Origin of the sequence: Pseudogracilibacillus auburnensis (assembly GCF_003201975.1) — a bacterium.
Lineage (GTDB): Bacteria > Bacillota > Bacilli > Bacillales > Amphibacillaceae > Pseudogracilibacillus > Pseudogracilibacillus auburnensis.
Map to the genome: position 1 here is coordinate 15,850 of NZ_QJJQ01000028.1, position 16,220 is coordinate 32,069.

Genomic DNA, 16,220 nt, shown 5'->3' on the forward strand with positions numbered 1-16,220 from the left:
ATTTATGATGCAAGACGAGTGGGATTCAGTAAATTTTTTATAATTGTATGACTACTTCCGTCCCTTTACCCAATGCTGATTTCACATAAATTTCCCCACCGTGAAGTTCAACAATCGCGTAAGCAATACTCATTCCTAAACCTTCACCATCAGTACTTCCACTTGTACTTGTTCCTCTAAAATAACGATTAAATAAATTGTTCACGAATTGTTCATCCATTCCTTTTCCATTATCAGCTATGGACACTTTCGTTTTGCTATTTTTACAAGTGACCTGAACACAGATCGTCGTTTTGGGGGGATTATGTTTAATTGCATTTGAAAGTACATTATCTAATACGCGCACAAACCATTTAGGATCAACCGCTGTTTCACAAGGTTGTGCTGGCGCTTTAAAGGAAAATGTGTATTCATTTAATGTCATATCGTTCTTATACTTTTCTACAACACCACGTACAAAATTGCTAAGATCTACTACTTCTTTATTTAGCGTTACCACACTGTTTTTTAATTGAAAAATAAGGGAGAAATCATTGACCAAATCTACCATATAATCCGTTTTATTTCGAATTACTTTACCTATTTGTTGTAATTCCTCTTTTGTATATTCATATTGATCACTTTCTAGCATATGACCATATCCCTGTATACTAGTCAAAGGAGTTCTTAAATCGTGCGAAATCCCTGCCATCCATTCTTCACGAGTTTTATCTAATTGTTTTCTTTTCTGTTCTGTAAGCGCAAGTTGTCCTGACATAGCTGAAAAAGACTCGAAAACTTCTTTATATAATCGGTAACGAAATTTTACTTTGCCATTTTTCTTATAGATCTTTTTATGTTCCTTTCCTGATAGTACATCCTCATATTGCCTTTTCTCTACTATTTTTAACCAATTTATGAGTAAAAGCAATGGTGTACCATAGCGATAGCCACTCCAAATGGAAAGGATGATAGCGATAATTAAGCTAATGATCGGTGTAATGAATAAAAGATACATATCTGTATTCGAATTAAAAACAATTTTAGTATCTTTAAACGTTTTGTTCTTTTCATAAAGAATCCAAGAACTATTTTTATTTTGATCGTTAACGACATATGTCTTTGTTTCATAATTACCTGGTTCATACATACTACCGATTACTTCCAATTGTTTTTTAGGCTCAGTAATTTTTTCGCCTATAGTATAAAGCAATTTTCCATTTTTGTATATCTCAAGCATTCCTCCTTGTTTTTTTACTTCCTTTTCAAGTGTTGCCATATCTGTTTCGTCTATCGATCCTTCGTCAGCGTATGAATCATACCAATCCTGTAGCAGCGTTTCTTGTTCAGTTAAGTACCCAAATAAATAGTAGTATGGCTGTTGTTGCCATGATTCAAAATATGTCTCGACTGTATAAGTGTCAAGTTTATTTGTTTCTTCAATATAAAGCAGATCGTTTATTGTGTACTCTTTTTGTAAACGATCTGGTGTATTTATTTCATAGATGACTTTACCATTTTCATTGACCAGTTGCATCCATATACCATGACCTTTTAAAATATCTTCCCATTTTTCCTTAATCACCACTGTTTCATCATCGTAAACAAACGAAAATAACGGGAGAGTCTCGACAATCGCCTTTTGGGGATTTGAATCCAACTCGTCTTTCGTTACAAAATGAAGGATAACAAATATCAATAAGACAAAAATAGATAATGTAGCAACAAATGTCATTATAAATTGTAGTAAAAAGTGTACTGTTAATCTTCGTTTTATTCTCATCGAACGTTTTCCTTTACTAATTTATACCCGAGCCCACGAACAGTAATAAGATGGACAGGTTTACTTGGGTTCGGTTCGATTCGTTCCCGGATTCTTCTAATATGTACCATGACGGTATTATCATCTACAATATGATCATATCCCCATACAGCCATAAATAATTGTTCTTTTGAAAGGACACGGTTTACATTTTTACAAAAATAAACGAGTAACAAAAATACTTGGGCTGGGCAAGAGACTACCTTTCCACGAACTGTTAACTCTCCTGCATCCTCGTCAACAGTGAAATGTTGAAAATGATGGATTTTTTTATTTATTGTCCTTGATTGGGAGTGATTTGTTTTCTGGCGCCTAAAATAAGCTTTTATTCTAGCGACGATTTCCAAAGGATTAAAAGGTTTGGTAACATAATCATCTCCCCCTTTTTCGAACCCTGTTAATATATCAAAATCTGAAACTCGTGCTGTTAAAAACAAAATATGAGCATCTGTATACTCACGAATTTTAGTACATAATTCAAACCCATTTGTATCAGGAAGCATCACGTCTAATACAATAAATTCCGGTGAGTATTTTTTTATTATCGATACAGCTGCCTCTCCATTAGTCGCTGTATAAATATTTGAAAATTTTTCTTTCCTTAATACCATCTCAAGCATTTGTAAAATTGCTTGTTCATCATCAACGAGTAATATTTTAACATCTTTCATGTTCATCACCTAAATGTATACTAGCACAGAAAGCTTAACAGAACCTTAATTTATTTCCACGAAAATTAAGGTACATGTAAGCTAGTCGTTTATGTGCATTAATGATGAAGTTATATGATGTAACTAGATTCTACATAAGGGAGAAAATGCAGATGAACAGAAACTTAAATCGAATAAATGCAATTGACGGAATTAGGGGCTTTAGTTTATTCGGAATACTATTAGCAAACTTATTAATTTTTCAATATGGATTATGGGGAAAAGATGAAATACATCTTTTTCAATTATCCACAATCGATCATTGGTTTTATGCATTTACTAAAATTGCTGTTGAAGGAAGCTTTATGCCAATTTTCACCTTTTTATTTGGTTATTCGATGATTTTAATGCGAAATAGTCTGGAACAAAAAAATGCAAAAATAAAATGGCACTTTTTCAGACGCTCTTTACTATTGATTACTTTTGGATTATTACATGGTACTTTTTTATGGGATGGGGATATTTTACTTTTATATGGGATCATGGGACTCTTCCTATTATTTTTTCTTAATCGTAAAGCAAAAACAATACTCATTTGGGCGGTAAGTTTGTTTGTAATCTTTGGGGTACTTCATTTTATTCCACTTGAAGATGACGACATAATAGAAAGGGCTCAAATCAAAACATATGTTGAAAGAACAACAGACATTTACAGTTCTGGCACATACTCAGAAATAAAAGAACATCGTAATAATGGGGAGGATCCATTTGATAAACTGGAAGAAAGTAAGCTTGCTTTTATCCTGCTATTATCTCCAATAGTGATAGCTCCAATGTTTTTATTTGGCATGTATGCAGCAAAGAGAGAATTGTTTTTTCATCCGAAACGAGAAAAAAAGTTGTATTTGATCCTAGGAATGGTTTGTGGTGTGTTAGGTTTATCGATGAAAATATACGGTTTCACTTTTCATCATGAAGGGATAGAATTAACAGGCGGTCCAATTCTCTCTTTTGGTTATATTTTCATGTTAGCAATGATGTATAGTTCTTTAGCAAAATCGCGTTTGCTTCGAGCCTTTGAAAATGTTGGTAAATTATCTCTCACAAATTATATTTTGCAATCAGTCATCTGTACGACCATTTTTTACGGATATGGGTATGGATTATTCGGTAAAATAGGTGTATTTTTAGGAACGGTACTCGGCATCGTTATTTTCTGTATTCAAATTACTTTTAGTTCCCTTTACACCGAACGTTTCCGTTATGGACCTTTAGAGAAAGTCATGCGTTTTGGCACTTATTTGTCTTTTCGTAAAGCTTCTAACCATGATGAAAGAAAGGTTGCTTAAAAAAGTAAAAAGATCCTCGCCCCGGATTGGCGAGGATCTCTATAAGATGAAATCTACCATAATATCCAATCATCACTCTAAAAAAATGTTGAAAAACCCGTAACGATCCGCGTTAATAAAAACATGGAGCAGAAATATATAGAATCTGACGATGGATTAATCACTATGATGGAAAAAAAGATCAAAGATTTAAACAAATTTGAATTTCCAGTGGAAGGAGTATAATGTTCACGAAATATTAGAAGCAGGTGATCCTGCAGAATCTGAAATAGTCTTAGCATCATATTCCATCATTAACGGTGAGATGGTTAATCCTCAACTTGAAGAATTAAACCAATCACTATTAACAAAACGCCTTGATGGAAATACTGACGATGTACATGAATTTATCAACTTTCATAAGGGAACAGATATACATAAGTCTATGTGGGAAACATACTTTAAGCTTATCCCGGAGAGTATCGTGAAAAAATAAAAAGGTTTCGAAGTTTTCTCAGATGGCTATGACGGTACTTTGGTATTTGTTACTCCAATGGATAATGATCCATAAAAATGGATGTAAAGTCTTGACGTTCTAGACTCCCGTTTAAATAATCACGAAACTAGCCATGTATTTACATTAGATGAGACTCAAATTAATTATGACCTTCATTATTTGAATGCTTATGCTAATGGGAAAGACATTTCTAAGTATCAAGACAACTGTGATACTTTATTTATAGAAGAGGGATGTTTAAAGGAAGACCCCTAATAATTCAATTCTATCATCTGTTTTGGAAAGAGAATTATACTAAATGGAAAGATAGTCAAGATGATGAAGTGGCAAAAAGAAAATTTTATACACAAAATAAAGATCAATTTATAAGTGAATATGCAAGTTCACACATTGCAGAGGATATTGCAGAATCTTTTACAGAATTTGTATTAAAACATTCTAATAAAGTAAGAGGGACAAGATATGAAGCACAAAAAGATGGCATTTTTTTATCAACTATCCAGAGTTTATAAAACTACGGGTCGATATATTAATTAATTTACACGGTATTTCAGATCATGATGAATAAAATACATTATGTAGCAGACTAACTAGTCCGGATATTCGATATTACTTCTCAAATGCTGGGCGTTTTTAGCTAAACATTTTCGCTAGATTACTATCATTACAAATTTGAAAATGAAATCTTATTACAAATAGGGTTTATAGTATGCTAAAAGCACCATTTTGATCAAATTTTTTCACCATGAACTCGAGTTAGGACTTATTTGTACCCAAAGAATGCCGATTGCCCTTTTCTTGGGCAACGATTAGCGTTTTTCTTTTGATCAAAAATGTTATTTTGCCAAAATTTGGGTTAATCGATTCGTAAGAAAAGGTTAGCAGAATTACTAACCTTTTCTGTTAGAAGCTAATTTTCAAAAGAGGAGACTTTTTTACACAAAGATACTTCCCACAAAATATATTAAAGTTAAAATAAATGGGATATATTTAACTCTTTAATTTTATTAACGATTGCTTTTGTACGCTTTTCACCGAACTTTTTTAATAGACCGCTTATCTGTGTTTTGACTGTTACCAATTCAACACACCTTTCCTCAGCAATTTCCTTTACCTTATAATCCAGTAACAATAGACGAATAATTTCTCGTTCTGTTTTTGTTAGATCTGATACATTGTGAATAAAAAATAATAAGCTTTTTTCTGACTGCTGTAATCGTTTATATTCTTGCATAATGATTTCCCTTACTCTGCTTTCCATTAAAGGTTTACCTGAATAAGCACTTCTAATATGTAACAAGATGTCTTCTTCAGGGACACCTTTAATAATATAATCGATTGCACCAGTTGCCATTGCTGTTAAGATAATTTCTTTCGTACCATGAGCTGTTAAATAAATAATTTTGGCATCCTTTTTATATTCTCGTATTTCTCTTGTTGCATCAATTCCGCTTGTCATATGCTCCATTTCTATATCCATTAAAATTATATCAAAAGAGGTGTGCCATGCCAGCTCCACAATGGATCTGCCATCACTTGCTACACCAACTACTTTCATATCCGCTTGACTATTGATCGTTTCTTCAAGGTCTTCCAAAAGTAATGAAAAGTCTTCCGCAATCAACACTTTAATCATCCGCTTTTTCCCTTTCTGAATTTATTTAAATTTCGGAAGCAATAAATAAAAGGTACTTCCTTCGCCCTTCTTGCTTTCAAACTTTAAACTTCCAAAATGTTCATTGGCAATACTGCGAATATAATATAAGCCCATCCCCCAATTATAGTTAGAGTTTTTATTAGAATAGAATGGTTCGCAAATCTGTCTCATTTCTTCTTTCGTCATTCCTACGCCACTATCTGTTACCTCAATCACATGGTATAACCTAACGCTATATACATGAAGCTTAATAGTGCCTTTTTCACTTGTACTATCAGCTATGGCATCATATGCATTCACTAACAAATTATAAATTGCTTCGCTTAAATGTTCTTTATCAGCTAGAAGCGTTGGTGAACTAGATAGTTGAATCTGCAAATGGATTGATGAATTACTATATTTATGATGATAGTAAGATAATGCCTCGTCAATCACTGTTTTCAATTGAACAGGTACTAGATGAACTTGATTTGTCTTAACAGCGTTATACAAGCTTTCGATTCGTAATAAAATATTTTCATTTTGTGCAGCTAACTGATCTGTAAAATGTTTCAATTGTTCTTTATCTAAGCTTTCATTAGCAAAAATTCGTTCCATTCTTTTGTAAATAACCCTGTTAGTAAGTAACTGATTTTTAATTCCGTGAACAAATACAGAGGCTCCCATTGTTACAGCCTTAGATTGACGCTGAATAATTTCTCCCTCTTTACTCGACTCAAACAAATCCTTCGTATACCTTAACAGACTTGCAAAACCGACAATCGCACAAATAATATTTAATAGGACAATAAACGTATACGTAGGAACTGATAATACAGACTTCAAATAATAAATCCCATTTCTCCATATAAATCCCGAAGAATAAAATTGATATACTTGCGCAGGGTCCTGCTCAAAATATAATAAGTACAATAATGTCAATGAAAAAATAAACGTTATAATTAAAATGAATTGCCGTCTAAAGAATTGCATATTGATTGAATAAGCTTCATATAAAAATAAAAATATGGACACTGCTATATAAATAACAATCCAAGTAAAAGAGAAATATACAATACTAGATTGAAACAATAAATTATTTTTCGTAATTGTCCGAAAAATATCAGGATAATATAATAGTAAAGAGATGATTGGTGGAATAAAAATCACTCTCTTCAACCAATAATTTCTTCTTATCCAAACAATCATCGAATAATGAATGGCTAATAATAATAGAAAAAGCGGAAAAAGATACCTGCCTATTGCTACAAGGTATCCTAGATGATCTAGCGTAATTAAAAAATATTGGATTGATGTTTTAATATCTAAATTAAAATAGAAAAAATTCTGAACCTCTCTGCTAATCCCCCCCTTTTTGGCAATATAAACTAATATTCCTGTTAACATTAATGCAAGACTGATGCACATTGCAAATAAATAAAAAGTCTCTTTATTCCGTTTTACAATTAAAACCATAATGGAAGCAATTAATAAAAATATTAAAAAAACGATGAACATGTGTATTCACCTTCTGATTCCTTCTGTTTTCATTAAGCCGTAAATGGACTCTCAAAATTCGAAAGTCCATTCTAAATTTAATTATATAGATGTGTACAATTACTTATCCATTATTTTGCCTTGTGTTTATTCTGCTGCCTCTTTCATAATATCAAATAGTACATAGTCTGAAACAGGTACAAGCTCATCTTCTGTTAATCGTTCTTCTGTCATAAAGTTTTCTTGTTGTACCTCATAAAATATGTCTATATCTCCATTCTCAATCATTTCCACTAAATCATCAGACGTAATCCAGTCACCATCCCCGGTCTCTTTTTTAACAGACTCGGCATCTAAACCAGCAACCTCCGCAGACCATTTCGCGACTTCGTCTAAATTCTCAACGCGATAGTCCATTCCCCCATATAACCCTTTTGTGAATTTAACTAACAGATCATGATTTTCTTCTGCATATTTCGGGTTTACTACCCATGATGCGATGGATGGAAATTGATCGGCATAGCGTACATTGTTTGATAACATAATAGCGTTATCACCCATTTCCTCTTTAATGGCAGTTGTATTTGGTGACCATGTTGCTGCTGCATCAACACTTCCTGAAATCATTGCCGTAACGATAGCTGACGCATCCATATCCATTAATTTAACATCTTCCTCCGTTAATCCAGCCTCATTTAAAGTCATATTTAATATTGTTTCACTGGAAGTTCCTGAAGCTACTGCAATTGTTTTACCCTTTAAATCACTTATTTCCCTTACACCATTTTCCTTGTTGCCAATAACCTCATCAGCATTCCCTAAGTGTGCAAATGCAAAAATATCTGCTGATCCTTGAATTGCTAATACATGTGCTCCGGGTCCAATATAGCCAACATCAATGCTCCCTGATTCCATTGCGGCAATAATCGTTGGACCATCCGCAAATTCAACTAATTCTACTTCAATTCCTTGTTCCTCAAATGCACCAGTATTAATTCCTGCTACTACCGCATTCATACTGGCATAGTTTGGCATGTAGGCCACTTTCATTTTTGTTAACTCTTCATTGGATGCTGCTTCTTCTGTTGAATCCACTTCACTTTTATCATTATTTTCGTCATTGGAACAAGCAACTAGCAACAAAATCACAAATAACACCATCAGTAAACTAATTGATTTTTTCAATCTGTTTTCCTCCCCTATTTTTATTGAACCATGCATGTTGTGGATGTCGATCATCACCTACTACTATTTCCTCACTTCTAGATACTCTTTATACACCTTGCTCCAAATATAATTTTTCACTTCCAAGAACTCTTTCGTCATCTTCGTTTCTTGATTCCTTGGATAAGGAATATTAACATCAACAATTTCACTTATTCTGCCAGGACGGGCACTCATGATAACAACTCTTTGCCCTAAGATGATTGCTTCATCAACATCATGTGTGATGAAAAAGCACGTTTTCTGTTCTTCCGCCCATGTTTGCAATAATTCTTCTTGTAATTGTGTTCTTGTTTGAGCATCTAGTGCTCCAAATGGTTCATCCATCAATAGTACAGATGGATTTACCGCATATGCCCTAGCAATCGCAACACGCTGCTTCATACCACCTGATAATTCTTTTGGATAATGATCTACAAAATTCTCTAATTCTACCATTTTCAAATATTTCAAAGCAATCTCTTTACATTTCTTCGCTTCCACACCTTTAATTTTCAAGCCAAATTCGACATTGCCTTTCACTGTTAACCAAGGAAAAAGCGCATACTGCTGAAAGACAACACCCCGTTCTGTTCCTGTTCCTTTAATTATCTGTCCATCGCAAAGTACTTGCCCTGACGTTGGTTTAGTCAATCCAGCTATTATATTCAATAGGGTAGACTTTCCACAACCGGATGGCCCAACCACTGTAACAAATTCATTTTCTTTAATTTCCAAATCTACTCCATTAAGAGCAACCACCTGCCCACTTCTAGATTCAAACACCTTTTTCACTTTATCAATTTTTACTTTTATCCCTCGTTCTTTTCCTGCCATCCTGTTAATTTCCCTTCTAACATTCGAACCAATTTATCCAATATAAGACCGATGATACCGATGATTATGATGTATAATAGCATTGGAGACGATTCGAACGTATTATTAAGTGCTCTTATTCTCATACCAAGACCTGCTGATGCACCAGTTGACTCGGCGGCGATTAAAGAGGTTAAGGCTACTGCAGTTCCAAGTCTCACAGCCGTAATGATAAAAGGCAATGATGCTGGTGCAATGACTCTTAAAAATATATCCTTATCTCCTGCCCCAAGCACTCTAGCGGCCTTCACCAATGTTGGATCAATATTTTTTACGCCTTGATAGATAGTAATGGACATAATTAAAAATGTCGCAATTGTAATGACGATAATTTGCGGCGTTCTCCCTACCCCTGCTGAAATTACAACGAGCGGCACATAAGCCAAAGGAGGTATATTTCGGACAAATTGAATCCATGGTTCAATAATATACTGAACCGGTCGATACCACGCCATTAAAATTGCTACTGGTAAGGCAAAAGTAAATCCTAAACCAAACCCCGCAGTCACTGAAATTAAACTGCTTTGAATATCTTTAAAAAACACTCCACGTTCGATCATTATTTGAATAGATTCAACTACTAAAAATACATTAGGAAAACTTCTAGCTGTTGCAGGGATATAAGACAATATCGTCCAAAAGATAAGTGCTGCGATAATAGATATCGCTAGCCAGCCCTTATTTGGAACTTTTTCTATCCAACTTTTTTCTGTATGATTTGTTTCATTAGCCATAATAATTTATTCCTTCCATTTAGAACCTTCTGTCAGTAAATATCTTTTACACAACGAAATCCAATATTACCTGTCGAACTATCCGGTGTATTGGATGTTCTTGCGGCAACACGATAGCGATTACAGTACGAGTCGTGGCATAAATAAGAGCCACCTCTCATGACACGATTGCTCCCACTCTTTGCTCCCTTTGGATTCGTACTGCTGCCACGTAGTTCAAAATTTGTTGTAAACCAATCTCCACACCATTCCCAAACATTTCCGACCATATTGTACAGCCCATATCCATTTGGTTTGAACGCTGTTACCGGCGCTGTTCCGACATATCCGTCTAACTGATCATTTCGTTTTGGAAATTCTCCTTGCCAAATATTGCATTGATGTTCTCCGTTAGGAGTAAGCCCATCTCCCCATGGGTAGCGTTTTTGATTCAATCCGCCTCTTGCTGCAAACTCCCACTCTGCCTCAGTTGGTAGTCGTTTACATGCCCATTTCGCGTAGGCCGCTGCATCATTCCAAGATATATGGACGACTGGATGATCCATTCTGTCTTCTATTGTCGAATCAGATCCTTCCGGGGTTTTCCAAGTCGCTCCCTCCACCACAAACCACCATGGTGTTTGTGGTGGATATTGTTTTACCTTTTTAGCAGTTGCTTCACTGATAAATAGGTAAAAGACAAATGACCATCCATAATCCTCTGCTTCTGTCTTATAACCTGTTGCTTGAACAAACTGATTAAATTCTTTATTTGTTACAGCTGTCCGATCCATATAATATGAATCTACCGTTACTTCATGGATCGGTGTTTCTCCATCTAATTTATTTGCATCCCTATCAGTCGTACCCATTCGAAAAGTGCCACCATCAATCTTCACCATTTCTTTATCGATTACAGGATCAGCTTGTGTCATCCCCTCACTTGTTGTTGGCGCTTTAGTGCTTTCTTGTACACTATTTCTTGTTGCGGCACAACAACCAGGTTTATCCTTCATCATTTTTCACCTTATTCCTTATCTCCGACTTTTTCCTTTAATCTGTATAACTCCTTTTTAAGTAATCTGATCTCATCTTCATATTCGGGATCATGGTAGACATTATTCATTTCATAAGGATCTTTCCGTAAATCAAATAATTCCCACTCTGGTGTTCTCGGTTCATCCATCGCATCTTTATTTCCTAATGCCTCTCCATAATAATAAATCAATTTATAATCCTTCGTTCGTATACCATAATGTGCCTGAACTCGGTGTTCTTTGCTCAAATGTTCCCAATATCGATAATACATAGAATCCTGCCAGTCTTCAGGAGTATTTCCTTCCATAACTGGCCTTAGACTACGGCCTTGCATTATTTCAGGGATTTCAATTCCCGCAAAATCTAAAAACGTTTCGGGAAAATCAACATTTAAAGCAAAGTCCTCCGTCACTGTCCCTGGCTTGATGACATTAGGATAACGAACAATAAACGGCATTCGTAGCGATTCTTCATACATAAATCGTTTATCATACCAACCATGATCACCAAGAAAAAATCCTTGATCCGATGTATAAACGACAATGGTATTATCCGCTATTCCTTCATCATCTAAGAAATCTAATAATCGCCCGACATTGTCATCAATTGAAGCAACACAGCGTAGATAGTCTTTTATATAACGTTGGTAGTACCAGCTTTTCAATTCTCTATCGGTAAGCCCCGCGGGAGGATCTTCTTTCACATCTCTTTTTAACAGATCACGGTCAATTCGCATTTTTGCTTCTTTGGCCGCAGATGCCTTACCACTATAGTCATCATGAAAAGTTTCCGGTTCGGGTATATCGACATCTTCATACAGATGCATATGCTTTTCATCAGGATCCCATGGACGATGAGGTGCTTTATGGTGACACATCAACATAAACGGTTTGTCCTTATCCCGCTCCTCTATCCATTTCATTGACATATCTGTCACCAGGTCTGTCGCATATCCTTTCATTTGCTTTTCTTCTCCCATCTCGATCATCATTGGATCATGATAATCACCTTGACCTGGGAATACGTGCCAGTAATCAAAATCGATCGGATCGTGATTCGGTCCATGACCTAAATGCCATTTACCAATTAAAGCTGTTTGATATCCATTCTCTCGTAATAACTTTTGAATGGTATTTTGTTTATTATCAAATGTATCCCCTAAAGTCTTCACTCCATTCTTATGATTGTATAACCCAGTTAGAATGGTCGCCCGACTCGGAGCACAGATTGAATTTGTACAAAAACAATTATCGAACCGCATTCCTTCATTGGCAATTCTGTCTAAATTTGGGGTCGTATTGATCCTACTATCATAACAACTCATTGCATGTGCAGCATGATCATCACTCATGATAAAAACAACATTTGGTTGTTTCTCTGTATCCATTCATCATTCAACTCCCATATAATGCTAAAAGTATGTATGCGCTTTCCTGAATTACTGTCTTTAGTTTATCACTGTACTTTATTTTCTATAAGTATGAAATTCTCTCATACTATAAGTGCGTGTTCAAAATGGTCGATAAAAAAAGCCTAAGAAATTCCACTAGCTAAAAACGCCACGTCCTAGGCTACTTTCATCAAATTTTCATATTGTTCCGTTATAATAACTAAAAAGCTTGTCATTGTACTTAAGATTGTCATTTTTTATTCTTTGTTTTGATGTAAAGAATTTTATGCACCCAAAAAATACGATGGAGTGATATAATGAAAAAAATATCTATTTTGTTCGTTCTTATTGGTTGCGGCTTCCTCCTTTATGGTGGCTACCAACATGTTAATACTAAAATAGCTCAGCAAAATAGTTTGAAAGAAGCAAATGAACTGTTAACCGTTCAAAATGAGGATATAGAAATCAATGCAATTACGTTCGATCCGGAAATTGGAGAAACAGTTGGCATACTAGAAATCCCAAGTATTGATGGAGAACTTCCTATCGTTGAAGGGACAGATCCAGATGAATTAGATAAAGGAGTGGGACATTATCGTGGAACTGCATACCCAATGCAGAATGACCAAATTGTTATGTCTGGACACCGCGACACAGTATTTCGTAGACTTGGCGAAGTGGAACTTGGTGACATCATTACAGTAAAATTACCATATGGGGAAAGAACGTATGAAATGGTTGATTCCAAAATTGTTGATGCTGACGATCGAACGATTATAAAACCGATGGATGATGAAGAATTAGTTATTACAACCTGTTACCCTTTTTCGTACATTGGTGACGCACCAGACAGGTATATTCTTTATGCTAAACCAATAGACGATGGATAAGTGACATTCGCAATAGTAAAAATGGACAACAAGAGAGGCTGATTAAAAATTGTTTTTTACAATGAATGAAAATGGATTTCAAACAAAATTAGGTTTTGATGAGTTACAAATTTCGCCGCAAGAAGATCATGGGTTTCGTCCTTATCAATTATTCGTTTCTTCCATTGTAGGTTGTAGTGGCGGGGTTTTAAGAAAAATCTTACAGAAGATGCGTGTCCAAGTTGATGATATACATATTTCTGCTCAAGTACAAAGGAACGAGGAGAAAGCGAACCGGATAGAAAAAATTCATTTAACTTTTATGCTATATGGAGAAAATATCCCACTTGGAAAAGTTGAAAAAGCCCTAAAAATAACTCGTAAAAATTGTAGCATGATTCAATCTGTTGCAGATAGTATTAACATAACAGAGGAAGTTGAAATAAAGGATACGGATTTGCCCAAATCTGACTAAGGTGATTAAGCAAGAGTCCTTATATTATGCAAATGAGGTTGTCCTTAAATATTGGAACAACCTCATTTGCTATTTCACTCTTCCCATATACGTTTATAATGGAACTTATTTTGTGAAATTTTCATCAAAAAGACATCAGGATTACTAAAACTTTTCCATTGTTCAAATCCAACATTTTTATCGTAGTTTCTCAAACAAAGAGACAAGATATTTCCATGGGTGACAAGAATCGTGTTTTCAACATCACTTGCAACAACTTCATCTATCACCTTTACAATTCGCTTCATTGCTTCCTTACTAGATTCTCCACCCACATACGTTACATCCATATCCCTATAGGTTTCTGCAAGTTTTTCCATCCAATCTGTCAAGGAAATGGAACTAAGGATACGTTCCGATAATCGATGATCCAATTCTATTTCTACGTTTTGCTTCTTTGCATAAGGTTCTATCGATTGAACTGCTCGCAAAAATGGACTAGCTATAATGCGATCAATCGCCAAAGGAGATAAAAAGTCCGAAAGCTTATTTGCCTGTATAATTCCTTTTTCTGTTAGCAGTGCATCTGCCGATTGTCCGTCTGCCTCACAGTGCCTAATAAGATAGATATTTTTATCCATTAAATTCTCCTTTATTAAGCTTCACTATTTCTAAAACTCTCTATATAGTTAAATAGGCCGAGCATTGCACAGATCATGCGTCATCCATACGTATAACATTTATTTTACAAACTCCTTATCACCGAGCAGACGTGATTCATCCCCCATAAACCTTACAACTTTAACCCTTTCAACAACTCGATCGCTAGCTTTAATTTTTCCACCTCTTGAACGAGGGCGATACGGACAAATCCAGTGCCTTCTGTTCCGAAAACACTACCTGGCACCATGACAACCCCGACCTGTTCAATCGTTTTAAAAACGAATTTTTGATCAGCCATGTCATATGGATATTTGGCCCAAACGAACATCCCACCACTTGAAGGAGACACTTCCCAATTAAGTTCAGCTAATCCTTTCATTAGAATGTGGTGCCGTTCAGAAAATATCGTCCGTAATCGTTCTGTAATTTCTTCTGCATGATCTAGTGCAACAATTGCTGCTTCTTGAATCGGGGAGAATGTGCCATAGTCTAAATTTGATTTTAGTTCACGTATTATTTGAATTCCCTTTCGATTACCGACAATATAGGCAATTCTTGCACCTGCTAAACTAAAACTTTTCGATAAAGAATTAATCTCCATCCCGACTTCTTTTGCACCCGGCGTAGATAAAAAGCTTTTTGGAGCTTCCCCCGTAAAATAATATTCTGAATAGGCTGCATCGTGTAATACGATCACATTATGTTTCCTAGCAAATTGAACAACATGCTCAAAAAATGCTGCAGTCGGAGTCGCCGGTACTGGGTTTCCAGGTAAATTTAAAATGAGTAGTTTCGCTCTTTGGGCAATATGTTCCGGTATTTCACCAAGATTAGGCAAAAAATTATTTTCTGCACGCAGCGGCATATAATAAGGTGTTGCACCCGCTAATTTTATCCCGGCATCATAAGCGATATAGGCGGGGTTTGTCGTTAAGACAATATCACCTTCATCACAAAAAGCAAGTGGCAAATGTACGAGGCCTTCTTGTGAGCCCATCGTTTGAAGTACTTCTGTTTCGGGATCAAGCTCAACACCTGATCGACGCTCATAATAATTTGCGACCGCCTCATTAAATCGATTCGTTCCACCTAACGTATATCCATACACATCTGGCTTTGCACTTTCTTTCGATAACTTCTGTCTTACTATCTTATCTGGTGGTAAATCCGGACTACCTAAACTTAAATCAACGATATTTGCACCTTGAGCTTGTTTTTTTGCAGCGGCATCCTTCAAATCACCAAAAATAGCTGGAGAAAAGATCGACATTTTTTTAGATGGTTTCCATTTCAAATGAATACAACCCCCATCAATTATTCTATACTTATATAGTATCATAGCTGATTTTTTTGTGGGGCTTTGCGTCCATATCGAACTATAATTCTATCATCCTTCTATAGAATAGGAGCTTCTCTTTTTATTTTTTGTCACACTAATTTGAACCTCTCCTGACTAAAGTCACGAGATTCTTGGGAACAGAGCATACTTGAGAGCGGTGGCATACACTACCCACAGTGGTTTCTCTTATACACCAAGCTATCTCCGCAGTTCCTGCGGTTCTTGATTATTTCCTTTTTACGTTAG

Annotated in this window: 16 protein-coding genes; 5 read left to right on the forward strand and 11 right to left on the reverse strand. The window is 35.4% G+C overall.

Translation table 11 applies throughout. From position 1 onward, the window contains the following. Positions 1–37: 37 nt before the first annotated feature. Together DFR56_RS22045 and DFR56_RS22050 are read right to left on the reverse strand one after the other, a co-directional pair. Complete coding sequence (locus DFR56_RS22045; RefSeq protein WP_110397621.1) at positions 38–1,762, reverse strand: sensor histidine kinase; 1,725 nt, start codon at positions 1,760–1,762, stop codon at positions 38–40. Continuing rightward, entirely contained in the window at positions 1,759–2,472 is a 714-nt protein-coding gene (locus DFR56_RS22050; protein WP_110397622.1) for a response regulator transcription factor, read from the reverse strand. The genes DFR56_RS22045 and DFR56_RS22050 overlap by 4 nt, the downstream gene beginning before the upstream one ends. A gap of 152 nt (positions 2,473–2,624) precedes the next feature. Here DFR56_RS22050 and DFR56_RS22055 point away from each other — a divergent pair, with 152 nt between their 5' ends. The 3 genes from DFR56_RS22055 (at position 2,625) to DFR56_RS22065 (ending at position 4,808) form a co-directional block, all read left to right on the forward strand. Further along, entirely contained in the window at positions 2,625–3,800 is a 1,176-nt protein-coding gene (locus DFR56_RS22055; protein ID WP_110397623.1) for a DUF418 domain-containing protein, read from the forward strand. A 199-nt stretch (positions 3,801–3,999) separates the two neighbouring features. After that, complete coding sequence (locus DFR56_RS22060; RefSeq protein ID WP_110397624.1) at positions 4,000–4,275, forward strand: hypothetical protein; 276 nt, start codon at positions 4,000–4,002, stop codon at positions 4,273–4,275. A 254-nt stretch (positions 4,276–4,529) separates the two neighbouring features. After that, the gene (locus DFR56_RS22065) at positions 4,530–4,808 is read left to right on the forward strand and encodes a hypothetical protein (protein ID WP_110397625.1); all 279 of its coding nucleotides are present in this window, start codon (positions 4,530–4,532) and stop codon (positions 4,806–4,808) included. Between the two features lie 458 nt (positions 4,809–5,266). Here the strand turns inward: DFR56_RS22065 and DFR56_RS22070 are convergent, their stop codons facing one another. From DFR56_RS22070 to DFR56_RS22100, 7 genes are all read right to left on the reverse strand, one after another. Beyond that, complete coding sequence (locus DFR56_RS22070; protein ID WP_110397626.1) at positions 5,267–5,932, reverse strand: response regulator transcription factor; 666 nt, start codon at positions 5,930–5,932, stop codon at positions 5,267–5,269. Between the two features lie 21 nt (positions 5,933–5,953). Beyond that, positions 5,954–7,450, reverse strand: coding sequence for a sensor histidine kinase (locus tag DFR56_RS22075; protein ID WP_110397627.1), 1,497 nt, complete (start codon positions 7,448–7,450; stop codon positions 5,954–5,956). Between the two features lie 126 nt (positions 7,451–7,576). Continuing rightward, positions 7,577–8,614, reverse strand: coding sequence for an ABC transporter substrate-binding protein (locus DFR56_RS22080; RefSeq protein ID WP_211320667.1), 1,038 nt, complete (start codon positions 8,612–8,614; stop codon positions 7,577–7,579). Between the two features lie 63 nt (positions 8,615–8,677). Beyond that, positions 8,678–9,469 carry an ABC transporter ATP-binding protein gene (locus tag DFR56_RS22085; RefSeq protein ID WP_110397628.1) on the reverse strand — a complete coding sequence of 264 codons (792 nt, stop codon included), beginning with the start codon at positions 9,467–9,469 and terminating at the stop codon, positions 8,678–8,680. Next, positions 9,445–10,242, reverse strand: coding sequence for an ABC transporter permease (locus DFR56_RS22090; RefSeq protein WP_110397629.1), 798 nt, complete (start codon positions 10,240–10,242; stop codon positions 9,445–9,447). Before DFR56_RS22090 ends, DFR56_RS22085 begins: the two co-directional genes overlap by 25 nt. A 32-nt stretch (positions 10,243–10,274) precedes the next feature. Continuing rightward, on the reverse strand, positions 10,275–11,237 hold the full coding sequence (locus DFR56_RS22095; RefSeq protein WP_211320668.1) for a formylglycine-generating enzyme family protein: 963 nt from the start codon (positions 11,235–11,237) through the stop codon (positions 10,275–10,277). Positions 11,238–11,248: 11 nt separating this feature from the next. Then, entirely contained in the window at positions 11,249–12,646 is a 1,398-nt protein-coding gene (locus DFR56_RS22100; RefSeq protein ID WP_110397631.1) for a sulfatase family protein, read from the reverse strand. 320 nt (positions 12,647–12,966) lie between these two features. Between DFR56_RS22100 and DFR56_RS22105 the strand changes: the two genes are divergently transcribed. Together DFR56_RS22105 and DFR56_RS22110 are read left to right on the forward strand one after the other, a co-directional pair. After that, complete coding sequence (locus DFR56_RS22105; protein WP_110397632.1) at positions 12,967–13,539, forward strand: class D sortase; 573 nt, start codon at positions 12,967–12,969, stop codon at positions 13,537–13,539. Between the two features lie 49 nt (positions 13,540–13,588). After that, positions 13,589–13,993: an OsmC family protein gene (locus tag DFR56_RS22110; RefSeq protein WP_372442948.1), complete on the forward strand. Its 405-nt coding sequence runs from the start codon at positions 13,589–13,591 to the stop codon at positions 13,991–13,993. Positions 13,994–14,067: 74 nt separating this feature from the next. On the opposite strand, the gene DFR56_RS22115 is transcribed toward DFR56_RS22110, so the two are convergent. Beyond that, positions 14,068–14,613 (reverse strand): histidine phosphatase family protein, encoded by a 546-nt coding sequence (locus DFR56_RS22115; protein WP_110397633.1) that lies wholly within the window; start codon positions 14,611–14,613, stop codon positions 14,068–14,070. 152 nt (positions 14,614–14,765) lie between these two features. After that, complete coding sequence (locus DFR56_RS22120) at positions 14,766–15,929, reverse strand: aminotransferase class I/II-fold pyridoxal phosphate-dependent enzyme (RefSeq protein ID WP_110397634.1); 1,164 nt, start codon at positions 15,927–15,929, stop codon at positions 14,766–14,768. Positions 15,930–16,220: the final 291 nt, after the last annotated feature.